This window comes from Pseudomonas lini, from assembly GCF_030812475.1.
Classification (GTDB): domain Bacteria; phylum Pseudomonadota; class Gammaproteobacteria; order Pseudomonadales; family Pseudomonadaceae; genus Aquipseudomonas; species Aquipseudomonas lini_A.
The window spans coordinates 462,561-479,057 of sequence record NZ_JAUSSR010000002.1; the positions used below are offsets into that span (position 1 = coordinate 462,561).

Annotated in this window: 13 protein-coding genes; 8 read left to right on the top strand and 5 right to left on the bottom strand. The window is 58.4% G+C overall.

The window, feature by feature from the left end; translation table 11 throughout:
* Positions 1–142: 142 nt before the first annotated feature.
* On the bottom strand, positions 143–814 hold the full coding sequence (locus tag J2W17_RS05895; protein ID WP_307330628.1) for a DUF3313 domain-containing protein: 672 nt from the start codon (positions 812–814) through the stop codon (positions 143–145).
* Between the two features lie 323 nt (positions 815–1,137).
* Here J2W17_RS05895 and J2W17_RS05900 point away from each other — a divergent pair, with 323 nt between their 5' ends.
* Entirely contained in the window at positions 1,138–1,638 is a 501-nt protein-coding gene (locus tag J2W17_RS05900) for a hypothetical protein (RefSeq protein WP_307330630.1), read from the top strand.
* A gap of 134 nt (positions 1,639–1,772) precedes the next feature.
* Here J2W17_RS05900 and J2W17_RS05905 read toward each other — a convergent pair whose 3' ends face one another.
* From J2W17_RS05905 to J2W17_RS05915, 3 genes are all read right to left on the bottom strand, one after another.
* Complete coding sequence (locus J2W17_RS05905) at positions 1,773–3,248, bottom strand: glycosyl hydrolase family 18 protein (protein ID WP_307330633.1); 1,476 nt, start codon at positions 3,246–3,248, stop codon at positions 1,773–1,775.
* 391 nt (positions 3,249–3,639) lie between these two features.
* Entirely contained in the window at positions 3,640–4,134 is a 495-nt protein-coding gene (locus tag J2W17_RS05910; protein ID WP_307330636.1) for a hypothetical protein, read from the bottom strand.
* A gap of 202 nt (positions 4,135–4,336) precedes the next feature.
* Positions 4,337–4,777: a carboxymuconolactone decarboxylase family protein gene (locus J2W17_RS05915; RefSeq protein WP_307330641.1), complete on the bottom strand. Its 441-nt coding sequence runs from the start codon at positions 4,775–4,777 to the stop codon at positions 4,337–4,339.
* A gap of 206 nt (positions 4,778–4,983) precedes the next feature.
* Here J2W17_RS05915 and pdxR point away from each other — a divergent pair, with 206 nt between their 5' ends.
* From pdxR to J2W17_RS05940, 5 genes are all read left to right on the top strand, one after another.
* Complete coding sequence (pdxR, locus tag J2W17_RS05920) at positions 4,984–6,417, top strand: MocR-like pyridoxine biosynthesis transcription factor PdxR (RefSeq protein ID WP_307330644.1); 1,434 nt, start codon at positions 4,984–4,986, stop codon at positions 6,415–6,417.
* A 123-nt stretch (positions 6,418–6,540) separates the two neighbouring features.
* Complete coding sequence (locus J2W17_RS05925; RefSeq protein ID WP_307330647.1) at positions 6,541–6,834, top strand: antibiotic biosynthesis monooxygenase family protein; 294 nt, start codon at positions 6,541–6,543, stop codon at positions 6,832–6,834.
* Positions 6,835–7,024: 190 nt separating this feature from the next.
* Positions 7,025–7,444, top strand: a complete 420-nt coding sequence (locus tag J2W17_RS05930) for a cupin domain-containing protein (protein WP_307330651.1) — start codon at positions 7,025–7,027, stop codon at positions 7,442–7,444.
* Between the two features lie 228 nt (positions 7,445–7,672).
* The gene (locus tag J2W17_RS05935; RefSeq protein WP_307330654.1) at positions 7,673–8,383 is read left to right on the top strand and encodes an ATPase; all 711 of its coding nucleotides are present in this window, start codon (positions 7,673–7,675) and stop codon (positions 8,381–8,383) included.
* Positions 8,384–8,674: 291 nt separating this feature from the next.
* Positions 8,675–9,406, top strand: a complete 732-nt coding sequence (locus tag J2W17_RS05940) for a hypothetical protein (RefSeq protein WP_307330656.1) — start codon at positions 8,675–8,677, stop codon at positions 9,404–9,406.
* A 76-nt stretch (positions 9,407–9,482) separates the two neighbouring features.
* On the opposite strand, the gene J2W17_RS05945 is transcribed toward J2W17_RS05940, so the two are convergent.
* Positions 9,483–14,384: an NAD-glutamate dehydrogenase gene (locus tag J2W17_RS05945; protein ID WP_307330658.1), complete on the bottom strand. Its 4,902-nt coding sequence runs from the start codon at positions 14,382–14,384 to the stop codon at positions 9,483–9,485.
* 502 nt (positions 14,385–14,886) lie between these two features.
* Between J2W17_RS05945 and J2W17_RS05950 the strand changes: the two genes are divergently transcribed.
* Both J2W17_RS05950 and J2W17_RS05955 read left to right on the top strand, forming a co-directional pair.
* The gene (locus J2W17_RS05950; RefSeq protein WP_307330661.1) at positions 14,887–15,240 is read left to right on the top strand and encodes a hypothetical protein; all 354 of its coding nucleotides are present in this window, start codon (positions 14,887–14,889) and stop codon (positions 15,238–15,240) included.
* 295 nt (positions 15,241–15,535) lie between these two features.
* Complete coding sequence (locus tag J2W17_RS05955) at positions 15,536–16,495, top strand: AAA family ATPase (RefSeq protein WP_007901181.1); 960 nt, start codon at positions 15,536–15,538, stop codon at positions 16,493–16,495.
* The last annotated feature ends 2 nt before the right edge of the window (positions 16,496–16,497 follow it).

The window sequence follows — 16,497 nt, forward strand, 5'->3', positions numbered from 1 at the left end:
TTGTGGCGTCGGTGCCCAGGGCCTGGATCAGCCGATTCGCGAGCAGGCTCACTCCCACAGTTGATCTGCGGTGTACACAGATCCACTGTGGGAGCGAGCCTGCTCGCGAATCGGCCCTCAGACCCGGCACATCATTTGAAGCCTACTTGGACTTGAGCTTCAGATACGACTGATGCAAATCCGAAGCCCAGCCATCGATCACCCCTTTTACATCATCGGCCTTCATCACCTGCGACTCGTTTTCCAGCGGTTTGCCGGTGCCTTTGCGCACCACCTGGGCCAGGACTTTATTGTTGCCGCCATCGAGAAAAACCGCTTCCGTGGCCAGGTCGGTTTCCTGGTCGCGAATACCGCTTGCCGTGCTCACCGCCGCCGCCACCAGGGCAATCGGAATCACTTCATAAGGCTGCAGGCCTTTGGTCTTGCTGCTGACGGCCGTAATCGCCGCACGCATCACGAGCACACCGGGCCCCGGACCTGCCGCCAGAGGCAAGGATCTGCCGATTTCACGCTTGAGCGCCTGATCGTAATAACTGGTGATGCCGCTGAGGGTGGACTGCGGGATCTTCGCGGTCGGTTGCGGTTTGGGATAGAGCTGGGTCGGTTCGATGTAAACGCTGCTGTATTTGTTGATATCGAGCTTGGGATCGACCCAGCGCATCACCGTGGCACCCGAGGGTGACTCGGCTTCCTTGAGCTGGCTGTAATCTTTGAGAAATCCAGAATACTGATCAGGCTCCACGACTTTACTTGAGCAGCCCACCATTCCGATCGAGGCGATGCACAGAGTGCTCATCATTAACGCAAGCTTCATGCTGTAACTCCTGTAAGCAGGTCGACAACGGGACGAACAAGGGTGTTACAGGTATAGCTAATTCAACGTCTTTTGCTTTGAAAAAAAACTTTCATCATCCCCGGCTTTCAAATCACAGCTGTTTTCAGGCCCTGATCACTGCACCTGGTGCTTAATCGCCGCATCCTCGCAGGCAAATGATCACATTGATACGATTTACAGTGATGTCACTAGGCTATCGCTGTAGAGTTCGCGTCGCGCAAGCACCACCCCCAGGTGATCGCTCCAGGCTGCATGAAGCATGCCTCGGTTATTGACGGTATTCCCCGTCTCAAGGAACAACAATGAAAGCCCTCCGCAAGATGTTCACCCTTACAGCCCTGACCGCCACACTTCTGACTTCGGGCTGTGCCAGCATCGTCGGCGATAGCAAGTATCCGGTGAACGTATCGAGTACACCAAGCGGGGCCAGCTTCACCGTCCAGAACAAGGACGGCGTCATCGTTCATAATGGTTCCACGCCCAATACCGTGACGCTGCCTTCAGGCCGTGGCTATTTCAAAGGCGAGGCCTACACCATTGTCTTCAAGAAAGACGGCTACGCCGATACCAGCGCAAAACTGGAAACCAGCATGAGCGGCTGGTATTGGGGCAACCTTTTGTTTGGTGGCCTGATTGGCATGCTGGTCGTCGATCCGATGACTGGCGCAATGTACAAACTTCCTGCTGGCGCCGCAGGCAATCTCGGCAGTCCGTTGGTCGCAGAAGCCCCCAAAGACCTGACTCTGCTCGAGATCGATCAGCTTTCACCCAATGAGCGGGCATCCCTGGTTCGCATCAACTGACTGTACCGCGCGCGTCCCACTCCAGGGATGCAATCAGCTTGCTTGTCTGATGCGGATAAATGAGTTTTTCTGAGTCTGTTTTCGTTTCGACAGAAACGAGCGGGAAGTCACTCCTGCTCGTTTGATTGAGTATCTTAGTGACTCAGCGCCGACCGTGAGCGCCGCACTGATGCTGATTGTGGCGCCGGAGCCCATAACGTAAACGCGGCTTCGGGAGACCACCCCTCATTCGAAACATGCTCATTGATACAGGTGTATTTTTTCTCCCTGTAGGTCACACCGTTTCCGACCTTGTAGAGCTGACTTTTGCTGCTCCATTGCGGATATTCCGGTTCCCCAACTTCGCCTTTGGTCCAGACCGACAAGGTTGCACTCGCAGGGGATCGCCTGCCTTCCCGATCAATGGCCACGACCCAATACTGATACCGGGTACTGGCGGTCAATTCGGTATCGAAATGGGAGAGCAGTCGCGTCCCTTCCACGATCGGTGAACCGTTTCGATAAAGGTCGTAATGCAAATCGCCGGAGTTGTTGGCCGGTTGCTCCCACATCAGCACGACCATTGTCTCGGTTTCCTGGATCGAATGGAGATTTCGCGGCGCCCATGGCCGCCCGTCATCACCGCCTCCATGGATCAATGACCGGTAAGACTCTTTGAAACCCCAGTTGTAATGAACGCCGTTCTTGTCCATTCCGCAGTCCCAATGGACCGACCAGGTCATGAGCCCCTTGATGGAATGACCGGCAGCTTCCAGGCGAGCGAAAGCGTTATAGACCGCCTGTGGATCAATGACCCACCCGGTGGCAGCCGCGTCATTGTTGGTCGGCAGTCCAATGGCAAATTTATTTGCGGGAATGTACGTGTAGTCGTTCTCTCCGGTGACGAGCGCCAGTGTCAGGTAGTACAGGAAATCCTCTTTACGAGCATCGTCGTTTTGCCCGAGCCAGCCGTCCGGACCGCCGACGCCGTCGCCGCCCTGGTTATAGAATTGGGGCGCGATGAAGTCGTAGTAGCCGTCCAGCGCAGTCAAGTACGGCAAGTACTTGCCGGCAGTGCGCAGGTACGGAAACTCCGGTGCCATGCTGATAATGAAATGCTTGCCCAGTGCCTCATAGTGTTTGCGTACCCGTATCAGCGCGGCGGGTATAACGATCTGGTTGCTGGCTTTATCAATCGCGTCCTGCTCCAGATCGATGTCCAACCCATCGAAACCGTACAGCTCGCATAAACGGATAATTTCATTGGCCAGTGGGTCCTCGCTCCCTGACTCCAGTTCCACTTCACCGTCAGCGCCCCCCAAGGATAATAATACCGCGCACCCTCGCTTGTTCAGGACGCCGACTTGTCGCCGAAATTCATCCGCCGTATATTCAGCCGGCACAAAGGTGGGAATACCACGCCCTTTCATGAAGGCCACGGCCACGACGTTGTATTGCTCGGGAACGTCTTGCAACGCCAGCACACCAGCTGTTCCGAACTTATAACCGGCACCCCTTTCCGGCGGCCAGTTATGCCAAAAGCCCATCAATATTCTTTTGCCCTCGATACTTGGCATCGACGAAGCGTCATCCTGCGGGGTTCTCGGGGCGGGATACTTGAATGGTTTCATCTGTTACACCTTGATCGGACTGTTCACTAGCAAGTAGAGCGTGGCCGCTGATAGTCGGCGCCCAGTCTCCTCCGTCAGTGCGCCAGCAACTTGCGCAAAGCGTGCACGGCGCCATGAACGAGTAAATACCGAAAATCTTTCCCGCGTAACTGTCAAATATGACAGTCAAGAAGAAATTCGACCGCGGCAATGGTCGATAAATGCACCAAGGCGTTCAGTGCCGGATCTGTTTAAGCAGTGCGCAAGTCGGACCGGGAGATGGCCGATCATGAAGCGTCTGGAGGATAGAGGCTGCTCGCGAAGACGGAGTATCAGTCGACTACATGTCGAGTGAAGCACGGCTTTCGCGAGCAGGCTCGCTCCCACAGGGATAGGGTGTCGAGTCAGAGACTCAGGCGCGATCGCGCGGGATCAGGCCCTGCAACTGCTGCGCCAGGAAGTTTGCATCGAATGCGAAGGTATCCGGGTCTTTGAGGCCATTGGTCTTGCGCCACTGCCAATTGCTCGACGGCGGCAGGCATACCAGTGAAATGCTGCCGTATCGCGCGGCGGTCAAGCCCATTACCGCCAGGGATAGCTGGCCACCGGTGCCCATTACATCCGGTACGAACTCCACCGGTTTGCCGGCAATCACGATGCTCAGCTTTTCGGTCTTGAAGGTCGAGACCTCGATCGGCACGCTCGGCCCCGATGCAACATAGGCCTCGCGGCTCACTTCCAGCAGGTTCGGCGCCTTGATCGGCTCCAGCCATTGCTGAATCTGATCGAACAGCTCACCAATGCGTGTCGCCCACACGGCCGATTGCGACTCAAACAGTTGTTTCTTGTGCGCTTCGCTTTCTGCGTAGTGGCGAAGCATCTCACCCAGTTGCTGTACGTCGTCCATTGCGGTGTCCTTTGGTTGAAGCAGTGTTGCGGACTTTGAGCATGGCAGATGCGTGCTCGCGGCGTACGACTAAAAGCGTGAGCGGTACCGGCGGGAGGGGTGGCGAGTCCCTGCACGCCACCACCGAACTGCAAGGGCAGGCGGCGAATCCGCAGATTGACTCGATCGGCGTTGGACGAACGACGCAGGCGCGCCATGAGTCTCACTCGCTGGGGGTTTGGCGAAAGCTCACCGCCAGGCGATTCCAGCTGTTGATAGTGGTGACAGCAATCGTCAGGTCAACCATTTCGCTTTCACTGAACTGCTCCCGGGCCTGGACGTAGACATCGTCGGGCACATGGCTTGCGGAGAGCAAAGTCACCGCTTCGGTCCACGCCAGCGCCGCGCGCTCCCGAGGGTTGAAGAAGCCGCTGTCGCGCCAGACCACGATCGAGTACAACCGGCGATCGGTCTCGCCCAGGCGCCGGGCATCCACCGAGTGCATGTCGGTGCAGAAGGCGCAGCCATTGAGCTGCGAGGCGCGGATCTTGATCAGGTGCAGCAATGCCGGCTCGATGCTGAGGTTGCTGGTCAAGGCCTCCATGGCAATCATCGCTTTCATCGCCTTGGGCGAGGCGCTGTAGTAATCCAGGCGGGGGTTCATGGGATAACCTGATTGATCGGACGTGTACACCCAAGGTAGACGCTGATGCGCGGGCATTACAGATCCAATTCGGCGAAAAACCGTTGCGCCACTCAGGCGGCAGACCAATCCGCGGATTTTCGCCCACGCAACTTCTGCGTAGCCGCTCATGCGGGTAATCTGGCGCGACGCACACGCGCCTCAACCGCTGCAGGAGCCTCGCCGGTATGGAACTTCATGTTGTCATCAACGGCCGCAAGGACCTGGCAGGCCAGTTGTACCAGCAACTGCGCAGTGCCATCGAATCCGGCCGCCTGGCAGCCGGGACGCAGCTTCCGCCCAGCAGGTTGCTGGCGCAGCAGCTGGGCATTTCGCGCAAGACCATTTCCGACACCTACGCCCAGCTGACCTACGACAATTTTCTGACCGGGGTGATCGGCAAAGGCACCTACGTCAATGCCCGGGCGGCGAAAATCAGTCATAAACAGAGCCATTCGGAACTGGCCAGCTTCGATGTCATCGAGACCTGGCGCAGCCTGCCAGTGTTTTTGCGCCATCCAACCCTGGAAGGCTCGTTGCGCTACGACTTCATCGGCGGCGCGACCAGCAAGGGCCAGTTTCCCCAGGACGACTGGCGGCGCTGTACCTCCCATGCCTTGCGCCAGATTGCCGGTTCCAAAGGTTTGTACAGCTTGCCCGAGGGCCTCCCGGCGTTGCGCAATGCGATTGCGCGGCATATCGCGTTTTCTCGCGGCGTCAACTGCCAGGATGAAGACGTGGTGGTATGCAACGGCGCGCAACAGGCGCTGGACTTGATTGCCCGGGTACTGACGAGCCCTGGCAGCCTGGTGGCCATGGAAGACCCCGGTTACCCGCCGGCGCGTTTGCTGTTCGGCACCCACGGGGCCCGCGTGATCGGGGTGCCGGTGGATGCCGAAGGTCTGCAGGTCGACAAGATTCCCGATGGCACCCGGCTGATTTACGTCACCCCCTCCCACCAGTTCCCCCTGGGCATGCCCATGAGCCAGGAACGTCGGGTGGCACTGCTGGAAAGGGCCTACGCCCTGGGCGCGATCATCATCGAAGACGATTACGACAGCGAATTCCGCTACGAAGGCCGTCCCACCGACTCCTTGCAAAGCATGGACGAGCGCGGGATCGTCGCTTATGTCGGGACCTTTTCCAAAACCCTGTTGCCGGAGTTGCGATTGGGTTATGCGATTCTGCCGCCGGCCATCCTTGAAGCGGTGATTCGCGCCAAGCAACTCACCGATCTGCACACCTCCACCCTGCCCCAATGGGCACTGGCCAAGTTCATCGCCGAAGGCTGCCTGCTCAAGCACATTCGGCGCTGTCATACGATCTATGCCGGACGCCGCGAACGAATCCTCGCGCGCATGGCCGGCGACCTCGCGCCGTGGCTTGAAGCCGTACCGACCACGGCCGGCTTCCACATGGTGGTCATGTGCAAAGTGCCTATCGATATCCCATTAGTGATCGAACTGGCCAAAAAGGTAGAAGTCGGCCTTTACGCCATCGACAGCTTTTTCTACCAGCAAGCGCCACGGGCCGGGTTTTTCCTGGGTTTCGGCGCCATCGAAACCCTGGACATCGACATCGCCCTGGACCGTTTTCGGGACATTTTGCAGCAGGTCGCCTGACGGATTGGTCTGGGTTTTTATCCGGCTATTGGCTATTGGTGGTCCGAGGGGGCAGGCCTATCCTGAATGGGCATGATCTTTCAGTGAGCAGGATTCGTCCGGCCTGATTCAGGAGTATGAGCAATGCCCAACGAAGTGATCAATACCGTGAAGGTGCAGGCCGCAGCCGGCCGCTCGGAAGAACTCGGCAGGCAACTGCAAAAGATTGTCGAAACCCTGCGCGAACTACCCGGCTGCGACTCCTATATGGTCGACCGCTGCCCCGAGGACGACACCCGCTGGACGGTCAGCGCCCGCTGGCAATCGGAAGCCGCCATGCGGATGCATTTTTACACCCCGCAAGTACAAGGCTTTATCGGGCTGATCGACAGCCGACTGGCCAACGCTGTCGACTTCAATAGTTACCCAATCGTTTAAAGTTAGATCGCAGTCTCCGGCCACTGCTACAGGGCAACGGGTACCCCTGCAGGAGGGGCCGGGGGCTGCGATCTTTTGCTGTTCAACGCGCCTGATTGGTCCCCTCGCCTTTGCGAAAATTGGCTGTTTGATTGCCCCGGCTGGCGAACTACTGTGGTCCCTGACAACTCACGATCACAGGTGAAAAACCATGAAAGCTTTGCGTTTCTGTGCAGCCTCTCTCGCCGCCCTGGCACTGACCGTATCAGCCTCGGCCTTCGCTCATGAATCCACAGACCCGTCGGAAAAAGTGACGGTGCTGCAGGACCAGATGCTGAAAAACGTACCAGGCAAAAAGGCGATGATGATCGAGGTCGACTATAAGCCCGGCCAGGCGTCCATCGCCCACAAGCACGAGGGCACCGCCATGGCCTACGTTTTGTCAGGATCGATCACCTCTCAAGTGAAGGGTGAAAAAGCCGTCACTTACAAGGCCGGCGAGTATTGGTATGAAGCGGCCGGATCGGAACATCTGGTGTCGAAGAATGCCAGCGCAACCGAGTCAGCCAAGTTGTTGGTGTTCATGGTGTTGTCGCCGGACGAAAAAGTATTGATCCCCTTGAAAAACTGATAGCTGTTACGGCAACTATAAATAAACAGGCGCGACTGGCAATTTCGCACCTGTTTATTTCCTGCAGCAATTAACCCCCCTCTTTTAAACCAAACTAAACTATTGGTCACCCGACAAGCGCAGCTATTGGCTATTTATTTCAACTGGGACAGGTTTAGTCTGGAAACTCCGCCGCCGCGCTCCGGCCTCCAACACGCCCAACTTACGTTGTTTCACTGGAGACACACCATGAAACTTGCGCTTGTCTGTACCTTGACGATCACGGCTGTCCTGACCGGTTGTTCAATACCCACGGCACCCACCGGCGATTTGTCCCTTGACGGCCTCTTTACGGAGCCGGTCGGGCGCAGCAGCGCCACCCATGTCGCCAATGGCAGCAACGTATCCCTTGGCGTCGTCTACAGCCGAAACACTCAGGCTAACCGTGCCTACCTGCAGGACTACCAGGCCCACGCGGGCACCGGCTTTGGCCAGAGCTTGCTGGTGCAATCGATTCATGATGCCTATGTCGCCACCTCAGAACCCGACTTGGCGGTGGACTGGGTCAAGGCGTCCTTGCAACGTCAGTTCGGCTCGGTGACGGTGTATCCGGACATGCAAAGCCTCAGGGCGGCGAAACCGGATGTAGTCGCCGTTGTCGATGCACGCAGTCAGTTGATAACGTCGCGCAGTTCCGACATCGAGGCGGATGTCCGTGCGATGTTCTATGATTCTAATTTCAACTACATCGGCACGGCCCAAGGGTATGACGCTAAAGCGCTGAGTCCGATATGGGCGGACTATAAACGCAGTGAAGAGATTGTTGCGGACATCAATGAACAGCAGAATGTACAAGTCCGGGCGCTGCAGAAGTTTGACCAGTCGCTCAGTAATTTATTGACCCGGCCGGCCGATAAAGTGTCGCTGGTCGATCATGACAGGGGCCGGAAGCTGTATTGAGGCGAACGGCCCTTCGCTACAGGGTTTGCGTCGATCACATAATCTGCGAACGACATGCACCCTGTAGGAGCTGGTTCACAGCGATGAGGCCCACCCAAGTACCGCAAAACCTCAAACAAAAAGCCTCGCTTCTCAATGCGGGGCTTTTTCTCCAGAGCCAGCAGTTCGCAGTTCGCAGTTCGATACAAACTTGGCGGCAATACCAAGCAACTGTTTCCATTGTAAATTGCAGACCGAATCTATTATCTTTTTAAAACTTGCAAGACGCAAGTCTCAATCAAAGGACTATATATGAGCACTGAACAAGGAAGATCTTTTATTGCGCGCATCAGCGTCGATCATGTCGCGATGGTCACTGTCGATGAGCTTCTAAACAATCCAACGGCACAAGTTGAGCAGGATGGATTCAGCTTCTCGTCTACGGCGACCGCAGGCCCCGAGGGCCGCTTTCTTACGACATGGCATTCATATAGCCAAATTAGTGGAGCAATGAGTACGCTGAGATCCACATGGGACGGTCGAACTCGTCAGCGTATCAAGGAAATGTTTGTGTATTTCAGATGTTACGAAGATTATTACAACATACAGATTCGCAGTGAATATTATTTCGGATGTTTTTTCAGCAAAAACAGCAGTGGTATTCTTGGGGCCTTTCCGCCAGCCGGCGGAGCTACAACTTCTTTCAACATGCTGGACTCCAGTCACAACATCATCACCCTTGATGATCTCGAAACCGATCAGGCCACCGTTTTTCTGAAGGCCCGTAATGCAGGCCTCATAAACAGACAACTGACGCGTGACAAATCCCATTATACCTATGCCGATCAACCCGGAGACACCGTGCGGTTCAGTCTTGACATTATTGAACGAGACGCCCCCTACCCAACCAGCTCCGAGCCCTTGACTCGCTATTTGGAGCCAACACGCTCCTTTGCGAACACCGCGACGGCAGACTCGGTAGTCTCGATCTCCGCAGGCTTCGCGAATAATAAGGCATATACGGAGTGGACGAAGAACGACTGATACCTTGTTGGCTGGCTCCAAGTAATAAAAAAAACCCCGCATCTCTCAATGCGGGGCTTTTTCATTCAGCGCCTGATCAGGCCGCCGGTTCCAACACCTTGCTGGCCGGAGCAGCGGCAGGCACTACCGCTTGCCCGCTCAACGCCAGATCCAGCAGTTCGCGGTTGGCCACCGCGTACATGGCGTAGTCCGTACCACTGGCGGCACGCAGTTCCACCAACATGGCGCGCCAGCGCTCGACCATGCCTTCGTGCTGCTCCATCCACAGCTCCAGGCGTGTTTCCACGTCCTGTGAGCCATCGCCCTGTTGCAGGACCGAAATGGTGATCGCACGTTGTTGCCAGTCGACGTCATCACGGAACGCTTCACGGGCCAGGGCCTGCCAGTTGTTTTCAACCGGCAGAGCGCTGATCTGTTGCAGGTACCAGGTGATGTCCAGCGCGCTGCCCACGGCGAAGTACGCCTTGGCGACGTCGGCGGCGTTCTGCCCCGTGACGTCGGACGCTTCGATGATCGGCAGCAAGGTGTACAGGTGAGTGGTGCCTGCAACCATGCGCGCCAGCAACTCAGGCACGCCAGCAGCGACGTAAGCCTGGTAGCGGGTCTGCCAGCCTTCGCGCGTCGGGCCTTCCAGCAGTTCGTCGAGCTTCAGGCCCAGCGCCGCCAGATGCGGACCGAAGTGCGCAACGTCACGGGCAGCGTTCTGCTCGTTGCGCCGGCTGCGCAGGAACCAGCGCGTGGCGCGACGGCCCAGGCGCATCAGCTCATCCATCAGCTCCAGTTGCACGTCGGCCGAGACCTGGTAATCCAGGGCCTCTATCTGCCGGAACCAGTGCGGGAGGTGGAAGATATCCCGAACTATTACATAAGCACCCGCTACGTTCGCCGGGCTCATGCCGGTCGACTCCTTGAGTCGCTGCACGAAAGTGATGCCCATGTGGTTTACCAGATCGTTGGCGATCTGGGTGCTGACGATTTCACGCTTGAGGCGATGACGGCGCATGGCGGCGGAGAACTTGCTCACCAGGCTTGGCGGGAAAGCGGTTTCCATGTCGCGCGTCAGGTAGTCGTCGTCCGGCACCAGGGAATTGAGCAGCGCTTCCTTGAGGTCGATCTTGCTGTAGGAGATCAGCACCGACAGCTCGGCACGGGTCAAGCCGTGACCTTCGGCGATACGCTCGTTGATGGCCTCCTCAGACGGCAGGAACTCGATGGCGCGATCCAGCTTGCCGCGGCTTTCCAGATCGTTCATCAGGCGCTTGTATTCGGCAATCCGCACGTAGGCACGACGGGCCGCCAGGGACAGGGCCTGGGTCTGCTTGTAGTTGTTGCCGAGCACCAGGTTGCCGACTTCATCGGTCATGCTGCCGAGCAACTGGTTGCGCTGCTTCTCGGTCATGTCACCGGCGTGCACGACTTCGTTGAGCAGGATCTTGATGTTCACTTCGTGGTCGGAGCAGTCCACGCCACCGGCGTTGTCGATGAAGTCGGTGTTGGAACCGCCGCCATTGAGACCGAACTCGACGCGACCCAGCTGGGTCATACCGAGGTTACCGCCCTCGCCCACGACTTTGCAGCGCAGTTCGTTGCCGTTCACGCGCAGTGCATCGTTGGCCTTGTCGCCGACATCGGCGTGGCTTTCGCTGCTGGCCTTGACGTAGGTACCGATGCCGCCATTCCACAACAGGTCCACCGGTGCCTTGAGCAAGGCATTGAGCAGCTCGGTCGGGGTCAGCTTGTCGGCCTGGATGTCGAAGCGTTCTTTCATCTGCGGGGAAATCGCGATGCTTTTCGCGCTACGGGAGAAGATCCCGCCACCTTCGGACATGATGCTGGTGTCGTAGTCCGACCAGGCCGAGCGCGGCAGGTCGAACAGGCGCTGACGCTCGGCGAAGCTGTTGGCCGGCTCCGGGTTCGGGTCGATGAAGATGTGCAGGTGGTTGAAGGCTGCGACCAGTTGCAGCTTGTCGGACATCAGCAAGCCGTTACCGAACACGTCGCCGGCCATGTCGCCGACGCCGACTACGGTGATGCTGTCTTCCTGGACATTGATGCCGCGCTCGCGGAAGTGGCGCTGCACGCCAACCCACGCGCCCTTGGCGGTGATGCCCATCTTCTTGTGGTCGTAACCGGCCGAACCACCGGACGCAAACGCGTCGCCCAGCCAGAAGCCGTAGTCGATGGCGATGCCGTTGGCGATGTCGGAGAAGGTTGCAGTGCCCTTGTCTGCGGCCACTACCAGGTACGGGTCATCGTCGTCATGACGCACGACGTTGGCTGGCGGTACCAGGGCGCCGTCCTTGAGGTTGTCGGTGATGTCCAACAGGCCCGAAATGAAGATGCGGTAGCAGGCGATGCCCTCGGCCGCGATCTCGTCACGGCTGCCGCCCAATGGCAGGCGCCGCGGCAGGAAGCCGCCCTTGGCACCCACCGGCACGATCACCGAGTTCTTCACTTGCTGGGCTTTTACCAGGCCCAGCACTTCGGTGCGGTAGTCTTCTTCACGGTCGGACCAGCGCAGGCCGCCGCGAGCGACGTTGCCGAAACGCAGGTGCACGCCTTCGACCCGTGGCGAGTAAACGAAGATTTCGAACTTCGGAACCGGCTTGGGCAACTCGGGGATCGAATGCGGGTTGAACTTGAAGCTGAAGTACGACTTGTTCTGGCCCCGGGCATCGGTCTGGTAGAAGTTGGTGCGCAGGGTGGCTTTGATCAGGTCCAGGTAGCGACGCAGGATGCGGTCTTCGTTCAGCACCTGGACGTCGTCCAGCGCGCTCAGAATCGCGTGTTCCAGGCGTTGCTGCTTGTCTTCCAGGTCGTCGCTGGTGAGCTTGCGCGCCAGGTAGAAACGGGTCTTGAACAACCGGGTCAACTCGCGAGCGATGTCGGTGTGGTTGGTCAGGGTGCTGGCGATGTAGCCCAGGTCGAAGCCCAGACGGATCTGTTTCATGTAGCGGGCGTAAGCACGCAGCAACGCCACGTCACGCCACGGCAGGCCGGCGGTCAGTACCAGGCGGTTGAACGCATCGTTCTCGGCATCGCCGCGCACGATGTGGACGAACGCGTCCTGCAGGGTGTCGTTGAGCTGCTGGATGTCGAGTTCCAGGCCTTCGGCGGCGGTGAACGCGAAGTCATGAATCCAGAACTCACGGCCGTTGTTGTGACGCAGGCGATACGGGAATTCACCCAGCACGCGCAGGCCGAGGTTTTCCAGGATCGGCAACACGTCCGACAGCGCCAGCGGCGTATCGGCGTGATACAGCTTGCAGTGCAGCATGCGCTGGCCGGACACCTGGGCCAGTGGCTGGTAGAAACTCATCACCAGCGGATTTTTTTCGCTCAGGCTCAGCAGGTGCTGCATGTCGACTACCGCCGAATGGGCGGCGAAACGCTCGCGGTAACCTGCCGGGAAGCCTTTGGGGAAGTCGGCCAGCACGTTGGTGCCGTGGGCTTCGCCGAAGCTTTCGACGACCAGCGTTGCGTAGTCGTCCTGCCAGCTGCGGCAGGCTTGCACGACTTCTTTTTCCAGCTGGACCGGGTCGATATCCAGACGGTTCTTCGGATCGACGCGCAGGATCAACTGCACACGGGCCAGCACCGATTCGGAGAAGAAGGTCCAGAACTCGCAATCCGAGGCTTTCAGGCGATCCATCAGCACTTGCTGGATCTTCTGCCGCACTTCGGTGGAGTAGATGTCACGCGGCACGTAGGCCAGGCAGTAGCAGAAACGGCCGTACGGGTCTTTGCGCAGGAAGACGCGGATCTTGTTGCGTTCCTGGATCTGCACGATCGACATCACGGTGTTGAACAGCTCGTCCACCGGGGTCTGGAACAGATCGTCGCGGGGCAGCACTTCGACCACCTGCGCCAGTTCCTTGCCCAGGTGAGCCTTGGCCTGGAAGCCGGAGCGGCGTTCGATTTCCTCGACCTTGCGGCGGATGTACGGGATGACCCGCACGCTCTCGCCATACACCGATGAGGTGTACAGGCCCATGAAACGGCATTCCTTGATGACCTTGCCGTCGGCATCGATTTCGCGGATCGACACATAGTCCGGGTAAGCCGGACGGTGCACGCGGCTTGGGTGCGCAGCCTTGGCGAACGACAGCAGGGTCGGTTCGCGCAGGTAGTTCACGGCGTAGTCTTCGATGCGCAGGTCATCGTAGGTCAGGCCGGTGCGCAGCAGTTTGGTCAGGCCGAGGAAGGAATCCTGGTCGTAGACGATGTGGCCGCCATCGGTTTCATCGCGGACCACGAATTCTTCGTAGCCGAGGAAGGTGAAGTGGTTGCCCACCAGCCATTCCAGGAAGCTTTTGATTTCGGCTTTTTCTTCAGGGTCGACAGCGAACCGGCTGTTGTCCAGGCCGGTGAGAATTTCCTGGACCTTGGCTTTCATCGGCTCGAAATCGGCGACTGCGACGCGGACTTCACCCAGAACCTGTTCCAGCTCTTTGCTCAGCACATTGAGCTCGGCCGAATTGGCGCAGCGGTCGATTTCCAGGTACATCAGGGATTCTTGCAGGATCCCTTCGCCCTGGGTGCCCTTGGGCAGGATTTCCAGCAACTCGCCCTTGCTGCCGCGACGCACGCTCAGCACAGTGGTTTGCAGGGTGTGGATGCTGTAACCGCGGCGGTTCAGTTCGGTACGCACCGAGTCGACCAGGAACGGCAGGTCGTGGTGCAGCACCTCGACTGCGGTATGGGTCGACTGCCAGCCGTGGCGTTCGTAATCGGGGTTGTAGACGCGCACTTGCGGTTGCGCGTGATCGAAGCGCTCAAGCAGGCGCCACGCAGAAAGGGTGCAGCCGGCGAGGTCGGACAACCGACGCTGGGTCAGCTCGTCCAGGGAAATGATGCCGAAGAATTGTTCAGCGAACAGCGCCACTTGTGGCAGTGCCTGTTCACTGATGTGCTGCGCCAGTGCCGCTTGCAGTTGGTGCTGGAAGTCGGCCTTGCTGGCTGCGGTGAAGAACGCCATCTGTGGTACTCCGCTTGGGCTTGTTATTGATGGAAGCGTCGCGTGCAAAACCCCTTTCGGGGCGATCCGTCACCCTGTTCCTGATTCTCGGGCAGAGGAAACAGGGGGACAGGTGGGTGAAGCTGGACGAGACACTCAGGTCACATTCACCTTCCATGAATGGGCATCTGCAAAAACGACTGGGCGGTCAATTGCACAATGTCTTTACAGGTATCCATTCGATGCGCAGCTTAACCAGTGCGGCAAGGCCCGTGCTTGCGGTGCTGCGACATATTCGGTCATCGGTACGTAGCTCGCGCCATGTGCCAGCAACAACACTAGCAGCCGAGGGGAAAATTGGGCGCTTTATGCCTGGATTTACCTCACTTGCGTACCGGAAATGACCAGCAACGCCTGGGTTGTTCACGACACTTGTTCAGACACACAGCCGAGCAGAAATTTCCGAGGGCTGGCAGAATCGCCTTTTGTTGTGTTCACAACGCTCGCCGAGCCAGGATTTCCCATGCAAATGACCACCCCCCTCTTGATCGTCAACCCGTGCGATGACGAAGAAGACAACATGGCGATGCTGTGCTGTCACAGCGAACAGGGCGATATGTTCCTGATGACCCGCTACCCGGACGAGGACGAGCTGGAAATAACCCTGGATGGGGAGCCTTCGACCCTGGAGGGGGTGAAAGTCACCCTGAGCCCTACCCGTCTGCTGATCGAAATTGCGGCAGCTGATGCCGATGCGCTGAATGGGGATGATTCGCTGGAGATCATTCACGGCACGGATCCGGGGGATCTGGCGGAGGTGGAAGAAACCTTGCAGAACATTCTCAAGGGGACTGGGACTTATATCAGCGAGCTGTGATTTTCGGCGTCTGTGCCGACGCCTTCGCGAGCAGGCTCGCTCCCACAGTGAAATTGTGCCGGGTGCAATATTTGTGTCCGCTGGAGATCCCTTGTGGGAGCGAGCCTGCTCGCGAAGGGGCCCTACGGTTCGCCACCCTACCCCCGCCCTACAAATTTCCAACATTTCCCTCAATCATTCCCACCCTTTAAGCAAAATGCCGTTAGTCGCCACCCCCCGCGATGCTTTAAAGTAACGCCCCCAGCCCTGGCGTTAGCGGAACGTCTGCGGTCACCCTTTCCAGGAACAGTCATCGATGGAACATCGTGAAGCGCTGCTCGCGCTGCGAACCTTTCTTTCAACGCAGATTCTCGGCCAGGAAAAACTCATCGAGCGCTTGCTCATCGCCCTGCTCGCCGACGGCCACATGCTGGTCGAGGGCGCCCCTGGCCTGGCCAAGACCAAGGCCATCAAAGAACTCGCCGAAGGCATCGAAGCCCAGTTCCACCGTATCCAGTTCACCCCCGACCTGTTGCCGGCCGACATCACCGGCACGGAAATCTATCGACCGGAAACCGGCAGTTTCGTGTTCCAGCAAGGGCCGATCTTCCACAACCTGGTGCTGGCGGACGAAATCAACCGGGCACCGGCCAAGGTCCAGTCGGCGCTGCTCGAAGCCATGGGCGAGCGTCAGGTGAGTGTCGGGCGCAGCACCTATGACCTGTCGCCGTTGTTCCTGGTGATGGCCACGCAAAACCCGATCGAGCAGGAAGGCACCTACCCGCTGCCTGAAGCGCAGCTGGACCGATTCCTGATGCACGTTAAAATCGGCTTCCCGGACGCTGCCGTCGAACGCCGCATCCTGCAACAGGCCCGTGGCGAAGCCCTCCATGGCGAAACCAAACCCGAACGCCGGGTCAGCCAGCAGGCGATCTTTGCCGCACGCAAGGAAATTCTCGGCCTGTACATGGCCGACGCCGTGGAGGAGTACCTGGTGCAACTGGTGATGGCCACGCGCACGCCGGCCAAGTTCGACCCGGAGATGGCCGAATGGATCGCCTATGGCGCCAGTCCGCGCGGCTCGATTGCCCTGGACCGTTGCGCCCGGGCCCACGCCTGGCTGGCCGGACGAGATTTCGTCAGCCCCGAAGACATTCAAGCCGTGCTGTTCGATGTATTGCGTCACCGCATCATTCTTTCCTTTGAAGCCGAAGCCGCCGGTATCGACCAGGACCGGGTGGTCCAGCGGATTCTCGACGTCGTAGCCGTCGCTTGACC

Coding starts and splice junctions, on each gene's coding strand:
- J2W17_RS05900 (WP_307330630.1), top strand. CDS start 1,138: ATGAAAGCCCTCCGCAAGATGTTCACCCTTACAGCCCTGACCGCCACA.
- J2W17_RS05945 (WP_307330658.1), bottom strand. CDS start 14,384: ATGGCGTTCTTCACCGCAGCCAGCAAGGCCGACTTCCAGCACCAACTG.
- J2W17_RS05910 (WP_307330636.1), bottom strand. CDS start 4,134: ATGGACGACGTACAGCAACTGGGTGAGATGCTTCGCCACTACGCAGAA.
- J2W17_RS05955 (WP_007901181.1), top strand. CDS start 15,536: ATGGAACATCGTGAAGCGCTGCTCGCGCTGCGAACCTTTCTTTCAACG.
- J2W17_RS05925 (WP_307330647.1), top strand. CDS start 6,541: ATGCCCAACGAAGTGATCAATACCGTGAAGGTGCAGGCCGCAGCCGGC.
- J2W17_RS05930 (WP_307330651.1), top strand. CDS start 7,025: ATGAAAGCTTTGCGTTTCTGTGCAGCCTCTCTCGCCGCCCTGGCACTG.
- J2W17_RS05895 (WP_307330628.1), bottom strand. CDS start 814: ATGAAGCTTGCGTTAATGATGAGCACTCTGTGCATCGCCTCGATCGGA.
- J2W17_RS05950 (WP_307330661.1), top strand. CDS start 14,887: ATGCAAATGACCACCCCCCTCTTGATCGTCAACCCGTGCGATGACGAA.
- J2W17_RS05905 (WP_307330633.1), bottom strand. CDS start 3,248: ATGAAACCATTCAAGTATCCCGCCCCGAGAACCCCGCAGGATGACGCT.
- J2W17_RS05940 (WP_307330656.1), top strand. CDS start 8,675: ATGAGCACTGAACAAGGAAGATCTTTTATTGCGCGCATCAGCGTCGAT.
- J2W17_RS05915 (WP_307330641.1), bottom strand. CDS start 4,777: ATGAACCCCCGCCTGGATTACTACAGCGCCTCGCCCAAGGCGATGAAA.
- J2W17_RS05935 (WP_307330654.1), top strand. CDS start 7,673: ATGAAACTTGCGCTTGTCTGTACCTTGACGATCACGGCTGTCCTGACC.
- pdxR (WP_307330644.1), top strand. CDS start 4,984: ATGGAACTTCATGTTGTCATCAACGGCCGCAAGGACCTGGCAGGCCAG.